The sequence below is a fragment of the Acidobacteriota bacterium genome (assembly GCA_009691245.1).
Lineage (GTDB): Bacteria > Acidobacteriota > Terriglobia > 2-12-FULL-54-10 > 2-12-FULL-54-10 > SHUM01.
Map to the genome: position 1 here is coordinate 46,328 of SHUM01000018.1, position 11,810 is coordinate 58,137.

The window sequence follows — 11,810 nt, forward strand, 5'->3', positions numbered from 1 at the left end:
GAAATCAAAAGCAGGTCCCTCGCTGCGCTCGGGATGACGACGAAACGGAGATTTATTGCCGCGCGGGAGCGTGCGGGTGATCGTGGTAATGCTGGCGTAGCAGGTCCTTGCCGTAGTCGTTGCCGTTGGGCGTGCGCACCATGGTGTGGATGTGCTCCGTGCCCGGCTGGTTGGGGTCGGCGACCAGGAAGCGCAGGCTGGCGGGGCGCTGATGGTCGAACTCGATCAGCACCACGGGGCTGTGGATGCGATAGTAAAACACGCTGCCCGCGTCGCTGCCGCCGATCCAGGCGAACCATGTGCGGTCAAGCTGCGCGCGCACTTCGGCCATCTTCGCGCGAGCGTGGCCGTCGTCCATGTTGTTGATGTAGAGCGCCGCCAGATCGAGCAGTTGCCGGCGTTGCGCGGAGGACAACTCCTTGGCGCTGACTCCGGCGTAGTCGAGGACCACGTTGTCTTTCCACGCTTCGGTGAGCAGTTCATTTCCTGTCTTCGAGACTTTCAGGATCGCCTTCTTGCGCTGATCCGCGGTCAACCCGTTAATCATGGCCAGGCCCGCGCGCTGCTCCTCCTGCAGGACGGCCGTGCCTTTGTATTTGCCTGATTTAGCGATGACCGGCTCGGAGCCGGCGAACGTCGGCGTCATCACCACTTGATCGCCGAGCACAAAATAGTTGATGACGGCGTGGTGGCCGTCGAACTGCCAGCCCCAGGGTTCATTCGCTGAAGGCTCGCCCATCACCGTGATGTGGTACTGCCACTCGCCGAACTCGGCGTGGTTGTTGTTGTTCATTTCGGCCAGCGTCTCATTGAGGCGCATGATGTCGCGCGTCTGCTTCAGTCCCTTGGCGCTCAGTCCGGCGCGCAGCAGATTGAACGCCGCGGCGCGCTGCGGCTCATTCATCTCGATAAAATTTACGCCCTGACGAACGTAGAAACTTTGATTCATCCACTTGCGCCACTCGTCGTCGTCCACGGCGAACTTCGATTTGTCGCGCTGTTGAGCACTGAGGCTGGCGAGGAAGGCCACGGCGGCGAGGCGCACCGGCCCGGTGGAGACGCCCGTCGAACGAATGGCGAACAGGCCCTGCTCGACCTTCCCATTGGTGGTGATGCCCAGGAAAGGATCGGCGAGACCAGGCACCTCGGCGGCGATCGATAAGCGTAACAGCTCGGCGGGCGGACGCGCTGCTGGAGATGTTGGCGGCGAGGACGGCGGCGCTTGCGACAGCCCGCGCGGTTGCAGCATGACGATTACCAACGCCATAGCTGACAAGCCTGCGAAGAATGCGATGCGTGACATATAGTCCTCCTGGCGAACGATTCCCATGATCTTACGCTTACCGCGACTGCATTGCCTGCCACACGCGTGGCGAAAAAAACTCAGGCCGCGTTGCGTACTCAGGATACACCGGCAGCCGCTCGCGCAGCTCCAGTCCCTTGCTGGCGGCCAACGCGCGCAGGCTCTCCACCTGCGGCCAGGGTTTCTCGGGATTGATGAAGTCCACCGTTAGCGGCGAGATGCCGCCCCAATCGTTCAGGCCGGAGTCGAGCAGCATTTCGAGATGCGCGGGACTCAGGTTCGGCGGCGCTTGGATGTTCATCCTCGGGCCGAACCCGGAGCTGAGCCCAGAGCCGAACCCGGAGCTGAAGATGATGCGCGCCAGCGCCACGATGCGCGCGAAATATTCCGGCGCGGGCGTTGGAACATCGCGCATGGGGACCTCCCGCTTCGGCACAAAATTCTGGATGATGACTTCCTGAATGTGCCCGTACTGCGCGTGAATATCGCGGAGGGTGAGGAGTGAATCGACGATGTCCGCCGGTGACTCGCCGATGCCCACGAGTATCCCGGTGGTAAACGGAATTTTTAACTCGCCGGCCTGGCGGATGGTTTGCAAACGTCGCTCGGGGCGTTTGTCGATGGCATCATCATGCGCGCCGCCGGGCGCAAATAGCGCGGGTGAAGTGGATTCCAGCATCAAGCCCAGGCTGGCGTTGGACTCGCGCAGACGCTCCAGATCAGACCGCGACATCAATCCGGGATTCGAGTGCGGCAGCAATGTGGTCTCGGCGAGCAGCAACTCGCTGATCTCGGCGACGTAGTCCAGCGTGCGCGCGTGGCCGTGTGCCGCAAGCCACTCGCGCGCCTCGGGAAACTCCGCCTCGGGGCGGTCGCCCAGACTGAGCAGCGCCTCGCGACAACCGAGCCTCTCTCCCTTGCGAGCGACATCGAGAACCTCTTCCGGCGCCATCCAATGCGCGCCCGGCTGGCCTGGATCACGGCGAAACGTGCAATAGCCGCAGCGGTCGCGGCACAGATTGGTCAGAGGCAGGAACACCTTCGGCGAGTAGGTGATTACGTTGTCCGTGCTGCGCTGCCGCAGTTCACGAGCGATCTTGGCAAGGTTCTCCCAGCCGACGGAGATGGAAGTGAGCAGGAATAAATATTCGGAAGCATGGAGAGCATCGCCTGAGAGGATGCGCGAAGCGAGGGTTCGCCACTCACTGGCGGAGAGGGCGGTGGAGGCGGGGGCAAGCGTCATGCCGTCACCCTGGAACGTGTCTCGATCAACCGGCGCAACAATTTCGATGTGCGGCCCTCGCGCTCCAATTTATTTGCGATATCTAGAAACTGCATGGCATCTTCCCGCGTGTCGATGTCCGCCGTAAGGCCGGGCGGCGCGTAGAGGCGTAGCTTCTGGTGATTCGTCTGCGTGTCTTCCAGGTGGCGGCGGCAACTGTCTGGCCCAAAGTGCGCGGTGATGGCGTCGGGCGGCGTGCGCACCAGAGCATTCGTTCCAGTTCCATCACCGCTGGGCACAACAATCACTTCATATTGGCGCGAGAGCTCCACGAGTTGCGTCAACTCGTCCGGCGATACGGCGGGCGTGTCAATGGGCACGGAGATAAGAGTCTGCACTCCCTGCTCCACGGCCCAGCGCGTGGCCTGGCGCGTGGACTCGGTGTGACTGACTTGCTCCGCTTCTTCCAGACACGTTACGGACGCCTCACGACAGCGCGCGATCACCACAGGCTCGGCGGTGATGACGATCAGCTTGCCGATGAGTTTCTCGCGGCCCTGCCAACTCAGCAACGTATCCCAGACATCTTCAAACATGGTGCGCGCCAGCAGCTCACGCTCCTCGGGCGTGAGCCAGGAGGCCAAGCGGTGCTTGGAATCCGCAAATCGTTTGACGGGCAAAAGAACCGCGATCACAGCAGAGAATCTCCGGGGAACAGAATGCCAGGCCGCAAACCTATCTGCGTACCTTTGTGTCCTCGGTGGTGCAGTACAGTCTTCACCACAGAGGACACAGAGGTCCGCAGAGTATACGGCAACAAAGACATAGGACACTGCCCGCGTCGGGTTGCTCGTTGACAGTGCGGCGCGAATCGTGCGAAGTTTCCATTCTACTCTGTCGAGCCGGTTCTGGAGGAACGTCAACATCAAATGAATTCAGGCTTCTCCATCCCCGAGAGGATCGAATTGTTCGCCGTGCCCGGACTCGGCGAGATCGCGCCGGGCGACGCGCTTGGCGCGATGGTGTGCGCGGCGATGGCGCAGGCGGGACTCAGCTTCAGCAACAGCGACGTGCTGGTGGTGGCGCAGAAGATCGTCTCCAAAGCGGAAGGCCGGTTGGTGGAGTTGGCGTCGGTTATCCCGTCGCCGTTCGCCGTATCGCTGAGCGAATCGCTGGACGCAACTCCTGCGAAAGACCCGCGCGCCATTGAAGTGGTGCTGCGCGAAAGCCGGCGCATCGTGCGCATGGATGCCGGACTGATCATCTCCGAAACGCATCAAGGCTATGTCTGCGCGAACGCGGGCGTGGACAGTTCAAACGTACCCGCCGGATTTCTCTCGCTGTTGCCTGTTGATCCGGACGCTTCGGCCAAGCGGCTGCGCGAAGAGATTCGCATGCATTCGGGACGCGACGTGGCCGTTATTATCTCGGATACATTTGGGCGCCCGTGGCGTGAGGGTCTGACGAATGTTGCGCTGGGCGTCGCGGGGCTCGCGCCGCTACAGGATTATCGAGGGCAGAAGGACGAGCAGGGCCACACGCTTTCCGCGACGGTCATCGCCACCGCGGACGAACTGGCCGCCGCCGCTGAGTTGCTGATGGGCAAGACGGCTCGCCGCCCCGCCGTGGTCATCCGTAATTTCCCCACGCAGGCAGCGCCGGGCGGCGCTGCAGGAAAAGGGTCGGATATAGTTCGCCCGCGCGAAAAAGATTTGTTTCGTTAACGAATTCACTGTGACGCGCGCGGCACTGTGGAACAACTAAACCAATATGATCACAGTTCTTGCTGGCGGCGTGGGTGCCGCGAAGTTTCTCGAAGGTCTGGCGGCAATTGTTCCGCAGGAGGAGATCACCGTCATCGTTAATACCGGTGACGACGCGATTTTCCACGGCCTCCACGTCAGTCCCGACATCGACACCATCATCTACACGCTGGCCGGACTGAACGACCGCGAGCGCGGCTGGGGGCTGCTCGACGAGACATACAGTTGCCTGCAAGAGCTGACCGCGCTGGGCGAAGAAACCTGGTTCACCCTAGGCGACCGCGACTTCGCCACGCACCTCTATCGCGCGCGGCGGCTGCGCGAGGGCGCGCTGCTCAGCGAAGTAACCAGCGAGCTCACGCAACTGCGCAACCTGAAGCTGAAGATTCTTCCCATGACCGACGACCCCGCGCCCACCGTGCTCGACACCTCGGAAGGACGGCTCGGCTTTCAGCAATATTTTGTGGGAATGGGGCAGCGGCCCGTAGTTGATGCGCTGGACCTCTCCGCCGCGCAGCAGGCCAGCCCCGCGAAAGGTGTGATTCCCGCCATCACGCGCGCCGACGCGGTGATCATCGCGCCGAGCAATCCGCTGATCAGCATCGGCCCGATCCTCGCCGTGCGGGAGGTGCGCGAGGCGCTGGTGAACACGCGGGCAAAGGTCGCGGCCATCAGCCCCATCATCGGCGGCAAGGCGCTGAAAGGCCCCGCCGACAAGATGCTCACTTCGCTCGGCTATGGGTCTTCTGCGTCCTCAGTCGCAAAACTCTACGCAGACTTCCTCGACATTTTCATTTTGGACCAGCAGGATGAGTCACTAGTAGAAGAGGTTGCACAGGCCTCGATCGATGCTTATGCGATAAACACGATCATGAATTCCGCGGAGGCTAGAAAGCAGTTAGCGCAAGCTGTGTTAGAAGCGTTGAGAGTGCCGCTGAGCTAACAGTGCCGCGCGCGTCAGCAAGCGGGCCGGTGGAACACATCCTCCCGGCATACGGATCGGTCTTGGCGTTATCTAAGCCCATTTTTATAGATACGGTTGAGGGCACTCGCACAATCAAAACAGAGCCGCGATGTTCCATCGCGGCTCTGTCACACCTATGGAGCGGGGATGTCCAGATACGCCAAGCGTTTGGCTTCGCGGCGGCCTAGCGTTACTGAATCCAGAATCAATCCGGTGGCGAGCGAAAGGAACGCGAGGAGCATCAGGCTGGCCGACAGTACCGCCGTGGGCTGGCGCGGGACCAAACCTGTCTGCGCGTAAGTGATGAACAACGGGATGGCCAGCGCAAGCGAAGTCGCGGCGGAAAATATCGCGCAACTGCCGAGCAGCGCCAGCGGGCGGACCTCCAGCAGCAGGCGCAGAATCGTCAGCAGAATGCGGAACCCGTCGTGATAAGTGCGCAGCTTGCTGGCCGAGCCGGCAGGGCGGTCCTTATACGGCGTGGCGAGCTCGGCGCAGGGCATGCGCAGCTCGAGCGCGTGAATGGTAAAGGCCGTCTCGATCTCAAAGCCGGCGACCAGCGCCGGGAACGACTTCACGAAGCGCCGCGAGAAAACGCGGTAGCCGGAGAGCATATCGGAGAAGCGGTTCTCGAACAGGCTCCCCACCAGCCCGGTGAGCAAGCGGTTGCCGAGCACGTGACCAGGGCGATAGGCTCCCTGGCTCCCTGTTACGCGCACGCCCGTTACCAAGTCGAGTTGCTGGCTGCGCAGCATTTCAACCATGCCCGGCGCGCTGGCCGCATCATACGTATCGTCTCCGTCCACCAGCACATACGCGTCCGCGTCCACGTCGGCGAACATGCGACAGACCACGTGGCCCTTGCCCTGCCGCGCCTCGACGCGCACCGTGGCTCCGGCCTGGGCGGCCCGCTCGCGGGTGCGGTCAGTGGAGTTATTGTCGTAGACATAGATGCGCGCCTCGGGCAGCGCCGCGCGGAAATCACGCACCACGGCGCCGATGGCGGCTTCTTCGTTGTAACAGGGAATCAGGACAGCGAGATTCATGGGCTGTGACCTAATCAGCGGCAATTCTTGCCGGCTCTCATCGTGAACTGATTGATGCCGTGACAGAGCCGCGACCGGAAGGGAGCGGTGGTCAAATTCCATAGCGAACTTCCTGGGACCGCTCCCTTCCGGTCGCGGCTCTGTCACGGCATGGCATCGCTAAAAATGCATGGTCTAATCTCGCCCAACTCCGCGCAGCCAGCGGCGGGCTTCCTTGAGCGCCTCCGCAACACGCGCGGGGGCGGTGGCACCGGCGACGGCGCGGCGGGCGACGCCCGCTTCCGGCGTGAGCAGGTCGAGCGCGTCTTCGGCGAACTGGTCGGAGTGGCGCTGCAAGTCGGAGAGCGAGCACTCGCTCGGCTGGGTGCCGCTGTTGGTGTTCTCGAGAACCAGCTTGCCGATGATCTGATGCGCTTGATGGAAGGGGACGCCCTTGTGCGCCAGATACTCGGCCAGGTCGGTGGCGCACAGCCAGCCGTCCGACGCCGCGCGCTTCATGGGCTTGGGATTCACCTTCACCAGCGAGACAACTTGCGCGGCCAGCACCAGGGCCATCTCCAGTTGCTCGGCGGCGTCGAAGACCGGCTCTTTGTCTTCCTGCAAATCTCGATTGTAGGTGAGCGGCAGACCCTTCACCGTGGTGGCCAGCGAGACCAGGCTGCCCAGCACGCGGCCCGTCTTGCCGCGAATCAGCTCGAGCGAGTCGGGGTTCTTCTTCTGCGGCATCAGACTGCTGCCGGTGGAAACCTCGTCGGCCATTTCGAGAAAACCGAACTCCTCCGAGGAGTAGAGAATCCAGTCTTCCGAAAGACGGCTCAGGTGGAGGAAGCAAGTAGTCGCCGTAAAAAGAAATTCGAGCGCGAAGTCGCGGTCCGACACGGCGTCCATGCTGTTGCGCGAAATGCGCGAGAAACCCAACTCACGCGCGAGCTGTTTACGATTGACGGCGAAGCCGCTGCCCGCCAGCGCGCCGCTGCCGAGCGGCAGCACGTCGGCTGCATCGTAACAGTTTTCCAGCCGCTCATAGTCGCGCCGGAACATCTCAAAGTAGGCCAGCAGAGTGTGCGAGAACAGTACGGGCTGCGCCCGACGCAGGTGCGTATAGCCAGGAAGAATTACAGAGATGTGCGCGGCCGCGGCGCCCGCCAGCGCGTCGAGCATACTGCGCAAAGCGGCCTGCTGGGTGCGAATGGCTTGCTTGATCCAGATGCGGAAGTCCAACGCAACTTGCTCATTGCGGCTGCGTCCGGTGTGAAGCTTATCGGCCAGCGGGCCGATCTGCGCGCGCAGCTTCGCGAGTATAAACGTGTGTACATCTTCTTCGCCGGCCCCGGCGAAGTAGTCCGCGCCCTGGCTTCCCATTTCCGTGGCCAATTCCGTAGCCAGCGATTGGAGCGCTTTCGCCGCGCGGCGCGCCTCGGTGCGCGAGAGAATGCCGGCACGCTCCAGCGCACGCGCATACGCCAGCGTGCCCACCACGTCCGCGTGGGCCAGCCGGTAATCGAAGCGCAGGGAGAATGAAAAGGCCTCCAGCGCTTTACTAGCGGCCTTCTCAAATCGGCCACCCCAAAGCTGATAGGGTTGAGTGGCGGATGTTGGCTGTGATTTCTTCATTCGCTTTTGACCGATCCGCCTTCGCGAGCTAGGAGCAGCCACAGCAGGGCTTTCTGTGCGTGCAGCCGGTTTTCTGCTTGATCAAACACGACGGAGCGCGGCGACTCGATCACCGCTTCGGTTACTTCCTCACCACGATGCGCGGGGAGGCAGTGCAGGAAAACCGCGTCGGGCCGAGCCAGCGAGAATAACTCCTCGTTAACTTGATAGGGGGCAAAGAGCTGACGGCGCTGCTCGGCTTCGTGCTCGGCGCCCATGCTGGTCCACACGTCCGTGTAGAGGACATGCGCGCCCTGGGCCGCCGCGCGTGGATCGTTAGACACGGTTACACTGCCGCCGGTCTGGGCAGCAAACGACGCAGCCACGCGCACGATTTCGGCATCCGGCTCATATCCTTCGGGTGTGGCCACGGAGATGTGCATGCCCAGCTTCGCCCCAGTAATCAGGAGCGAATGAGCCACATTGTTCCCGTCTCCAATGTAGGCGAGGCGCACCTGGTCCAGCTTTCCAAACACACCTTGGACAGTGAGCATATCCGCCAGAGCCTGGCAAGGATGCACACGATCCGATAACGCATTGATGACTGGAATCCGTGCCCAGGTAGCCAACTGTTCGACGGTCGTGTGCCGAAACACACGCGCCGCGATAGCATGCACCCAACGATCAAGATTACGCGCAACATCGGCAATCGGCTCGCGCTGGCCGATCTGTTCGCCGCGCAGGTCCATGAACAACGAGGTTCCTCCGAGGCTTTGCATAGCCACCTCGAAGGTCACACGAGTACGCAGGCTCGGCTTCTCAAACAGCAGGATCAAAACCCTGCCGGAGAGAGACTGCCGGTAGCCGTCTGGGCTGTTCCGTATCCGAGCTGCGCAATCGAGGACAGTTTTAGTGTCCTCAATGGTCAGATCGCCGTCAAAGACCAGATCGGAAGCAGAAATTGGCACAGATTGCTGGTTGTGAATCCCCGTTAAAGACATCCCAACCTCCACGGAGCAAATGTATAATTATACAATCATGTGAATAATTACACATTGCGACGCAGACTGTCAAGCACCTATGGCCACGGCCAAAACCCATGACTTAAGATGGCTCGCTGCGGCAGGAACAGCGCACCTCCCAATGCGCCTACAGGCACTATATGTGCCGTAGGCGCAGCGCGGCGCGCTGTACTGCTTCGGAGGATGCCTTCAATTTCCGGCGGGCGGAAAGTTTATTTCTTCTTGCCGACGGGGGCAATCGCGTCCTTTGCGGCTTTGGCCACGCGGAACTTGACCACGGTCTTGGCGGCAATCTTAATTGCTTCGCCAGTCGCCGGGTTGCGTCCCATGCGAGCCTTGCGGGCGGCCTTCACCAAACGTCCGATGCCAGGAAGAACAAAAACACCGTTCTTCTTAGTCTCGGCGATTGCCGTCTTGGCAATCTCGTCGAGGAATGTGCGCGCCACCTTGTTATTGGTTTCACACTGCTCGGCGAGGTGCCGAACCAATTGAGCTTGAGTCATTCTTGCTGCTGCCATAGGCCTCCTTGTAAGAATAAAAAATCCGGTTCAGTATACAACGCAATCGCTGTGTTTTAAGCGAGTTTTTTAATTTTCATGAAAACTATATTTAAAAAACAAATTTTCTGACCCGCGAGAACCATTGTTTGTAGCACGCGATGTTCCTGGTTGGATACGTTATTACCGACCCATATTTCGCGAGCGCAGTAGCCCATTCCCGACGGATGACATACAATGCTGCTTTTGCAGCTTCCCATCGTACACCAACGTCGAGCGCAAAACCATGATGGATCGAAATCGTGCGATCACCAACCCGGTTTGGTCTGCGGAACTCAAGGCTGCTTGGGAATCGGTTCCCCTTGCTGCCGGGCGCTGGAATGCTGCGGGCTCCCCATATCTCTGGATCGTTGTCATTCTCGTCGTCGCGCTTACTCGCTGGCCAGCAATCAGTCCACAATTATACTCCTTTGACTCGGTCAATCTAGCATTGGCATTGAATGAATTTAATCCCACACTGAATCAACCGCAGCCTCCGGGGTATCCGGTCTTCGTTTTAGTTGCCAGATCCCTCTACCCATTATTGGGATCCCCGGAGAATACTTTCGCTGCCATACAGATACTGATCAGCGTATTGGCGCTGGGATTTCTTTACAAACTCACGGCGCTTTTATTTTCCGCCCGCGTCGCCTTCATTGCGTGCGCGTTGTTTTTATTCAATCCGGTTTTCTGGTACTCCGGCCTGACATCCCCGCTACGGCCCCATCTGGCGTTCTTGTCAATCTTGTTTGCCTATTTCTGTTTCCAAGCCATCGAGAACCGGCGCTGGAATTTTCTGATGGCGTCGTTCACACTGGGGCTGGCGGGCGGATTTCGTCCCGAACTCTCTTTCGTGCTTTTCCCGCTTTGGCTCTGGACTGGATGGCGGTGCGCTGATCTGCGGCTGCTCTTGCGCGGATTCGCCGTTATCGGCATCACCACCTGGCTGTGGCTGGCGAACTTGGCGGCTGCCTCCGGCGGGTTCGCCAATATGATGGCCTACTTCCAGGAATATCTGAGCACACAGACCTTCCAAACCTCTGTGCTCCAGGCCGCGCCGTTGCCCGGCTGGCGACGCATGGTTGGACGCGTGGTGATTTGGCTGAGCCTGGGAGCGCTGCCTTGGCTCTGGGCCATTCCCTATGGCTGGAAGGATCGCGCGCAACTGCTGGATCGCGTGGACCGTTTTGTTCTCATCGGGCTATGGCTCGTTCCCGCTGCCATCTTCAATATGGTGCTGCATAGCGCCGATCCGGACCATCTGCTGGCCTCGATTCCGGTCATCTGCATCATCGGAGGCCTTTGCCTGGATGCCGCGGAGAGTCGCCTGAATTGTACTTGGTGGACGACGGGGTGGACGGGCACGGCGCGCGCCCGAGCCGTTGGAGCAGTGGCCATCGCAGGTTCTCTGGCCGGGCTGTATTTTGCTTTCCCGGATGATACTTATGCAAGGACAGGATTGGCCATTTGGTTTTCCGTTGCCCTGGCCATTTTGGTTTGCTCGCCACTGAAGCCATTCGGCCGCGCGTGGCCACTGCTAACCATCGCACTGATCGGCAACATGCTGCTCTTCTTTGGAGAATTTCCGTTTCCCACGGGACCGGCCGCCGGCGGTTTCCGCGGACTAGCTTCGCTGCGGGATGCGTTCCTGGGCGGACGCTACGAAAGTTCCTACGCCCGCATTCGATGGGCTTCCGAGAGAATGGCGGATACCGCCAGAGATGTCCCACGGATCCGCGCCGCCAGCTCGCGCCCCCTGGTTTTCATCTGGTCCCGCGATGGAGAACCCTCCTGGAGAAAGGTCACTTACTATCTCCCCAAAGACAAGGTATACGTCCTGGACGAAGCGGGCGACCCGGGAAGCCCCACATCGCAGGCCGTGCTGTGGACGGCCAACAAACCGTCTGCGCGCTTTTCCGGCACGGCTCCCGTGCAACTACCCGTCCCTCGCGGTGCCCGCCTGATATGGTTCATTGCGGGCGGCAAAGTTGCGGAACTGTCTCGCACAATCCCGGTCCGGCAAGCACCCGGATTCCTCTATTCCGATGTGCCCCGCGAAATGGAACGCCTGCGTTGGGGATCGTTCGAGTTCGTTCCACAATAAGTTTCCCTCATCGCGTTCTAGAACTGAATTCGCGTAGATCCCCCTCGGTCCCTCCAGCGATCCATTGTCGCCGGAACATTAAGCTGCCACTGCCTCCCAGCGCATGTCGCTTCAGCCGGAAAGCGCTGCATTCCTCCGCGTTAACTTGACGGATGCCCGTGCTGCGCCTAAGATGAATATGCGGGGTGGAGCAGCCTGGTAGCTCGTTGGGCTCATAACCCAAAGGTCGGTGGTTCAAATCCACCCCCCGCAACCAA

At 60.6% G+C, this 11,810-nt stretch carries 10 protein-coding genes and 1 tRNA gene; 4 read left to right on the plus strand and 7 right to left on the minus strand.

Translation table 11 applies throughout. The features are described 5' to 3' along the window. Positions 1–52 precede the first annotated feature (52 nt). From EXQ56_06305 to cofC, 3 genes are read right to left on the minus strand one after another with little or no spacing between them, the layout of a single operon-like run. Entirely contained in the window at positions 53–1,303 is a 1,251-nt protein-coding gene (locus tag EXQ56_06305; protein MSO20067.1) for a DUF3500 domain-containing protein, read from the minus strand. Between the two features lie 37 nt (positions 1,304–1,340). Further along, positions 1,341–2,546, minus strand: coding sequence for a 7,8-didemethyl-8-hydroxy-5-deazariboflavin synthase subunit CofG (gene cofG / locus EXQ56_06310; GenBank protein ID MSO20068.1), 1,206 nt, complete (start codon positions 2,544–2,546; stop codon positions 1,341–1,343). Beyond that, complete coding sequence (cofC, locus tag EXQ56_06315) at positions 2,543–3,454, minus strand: 2-phospho-L-lactate guanylyltransferase (GenBank protein ID MSO20069.1); 912 nt, start codon at positions 3,452–3,454, stop codon at positions 2,543–2,545. The genes cofG and cofC overlap by 4 nt, the downstream gene beginning before the upstream one ends. On the opposite strand from cofC, the gene cofE reads away from it, so the two are divergent. Continuing rightward, the gene (gene cofE / locus EXQ56_06320; protein ID MSO20070.1) at positions 3,455–4,249 is read left to right on the plus strand and encodes a coenzyme F420-0:L-glutamate ligase; all 795 of its coding nucleotides are present in this window, start codon (positions 3,455–3,457) and stop codon (positions 4,247–4,249) included. It abuts the gene before it with no gap. Between the two features lie 46 nt (positions 4,250–4,295). Beyond that, positions 4,296–5,231, plus strand: coding sequence for a 2-phospho-L-lactate transferase (locus EXQ56_06325; GenBank protein ID MSO20071.1), 936 nt, complete (start codon positions 4,296–4,298; stop codon positions 5,229–5,231). 155 nt (positions 5,232–5,386) lie between these two features. On the opposite strand, the gene EXQ56_06330 is transcribed toward EXQ56_06325, so the two are convergent. The 4 genes from EXQ56_06330 to EXQ56_06345 form a co-directional block, all read right to left on the minus strand. Continuing rightward, complete coding sequence (locus EXQ56_06330) at positions 5,387–6,298, minus strand: glycosyltransferase (protein MSO20072.1); 912 nt, start codon at positions 6,296–6,298, stop codon at positions 5,387–5,389. 174 nt (positions 6,299–6,472) lie between these two features. Then, a complete protein-coding gene (argH, locus tag EXQ56_06335) occupies positions 6,473–7,912 on the minus strand; it encodes an argininosuccinate lyase (GenBank protein MSO20073.1) in 1,440 nt (479 codons plus the stop codon). Next, positions 7,909–8,892, minus strand: coding sequence for an ornithine carbamoyltransferase (argF, locus tag EXQ56_06340; GenBank protein ID MSO20074.1), 984 nt, complete (start codon positions 8,890–8,892; stop codon positions 7,909–7,911). The genes argH and argF overlap by 4 nt, the downstream gene beginning before the upstream one ends. Before the next feature lie 233 nt (positions 8,893–9,125). After that, complete coding sequence (locus EXQ56_06345; protein MSO20075.1) at positions 9,126–9,431, minus strand: HU family DNA-binding protein; 306 nt, start codon at positions 9,429–9,431, stop codon at positions 9,126–9,128. Positions 9,432–9,696: 265 nt separating this feature from the next. Between EXQ56_06345 and EXQ56_06350 the strand changes: the two genes are divergently transcribed. Together EXQ56_06350 and EXQ56_06355 are read left to right on the plus strand one after the other, a co-directional pair. Next, positions 9,697–11,553 (plus strand): hypothetical protein, encoded by a 1,857-nt coding sequence (locus EXQ56_06350; protein ID MSO20076.1) that lies wholly within the window; start codon positions 9,697–9,699, stop codon positions 11,551–11,553. Positions 11,554–11,732: 179 nt separating this feature from the next. Next, positions 11,733–11,809: transfer RNA gene (locus tag EXQ56_06355), tRNA-Met, on the plus strand. Position 11,810: the final 1 nt, after the last annotated feature.

Bases quoted from the DNA above. Each gene is read 5' to 3' on its own strand.
- cofE (MSO20070.1), top strand. From the start codon at position 3,455: ATGAATTCAGGCTTCTCCATCCCCGAGAGGATCGAATTGTTCGCCGTG.
- EXQ56_06325 (MSO20071.1), top strand. From the start codon at position 4,296: ATGATCACAGTTCTTGCTGGCGGCGTGGGTGCCGCGAAGTTTCTCGAA.
- EXQ56_06305 (MSO20067.1), bottom strand. From the start codon at position 1,303: ATGTCACGCATCGCATTCTTCGCAGGCTTGTCAGCTATGGCGTTGGTA.
- cofG (MSO20068.1), bottom strand. From the start codon at position 2,546: ATGACGCTTGCCCCCGCCTCCACCGCCCTCTCCGCCAGTGAGTGGCGA.
- EXQ56_06350 (MSO20076.1), top strand. From the start codon at position 9,697: ATGATGGATCGAAATCGTGCGATCACCAACCCGGTTTGGTCTGCGGAA.
- EXQ56_06330 (MSO20072.1), bottom strand. From the start codon at position 6,298: ATGAATCTCGCTGTCCTGATTCCCTGTTACAACGAAGAAGCCGCCATC.
- EXQ56_06345 (MSO20075.1), bottom strand. From the start codon at position 9,431: ATGGCAGCAGCAAGAATGACTCAAGCTCAATTGGTTCGGCACCTCGCC.
- argH (MSO20073.1), bottom strand. From the start codon at position 7,912: ATGAAGAAATCACAGCCAACATCCGCCACTCAACCCTATCAGCTTTGG.
- argF (MSO20074.1), bottom strand. From the start codon at position 8,892: ATGTCTTTAACGGGGATTCACAACCAGCAATCTGTGCCAATTTCTGCT.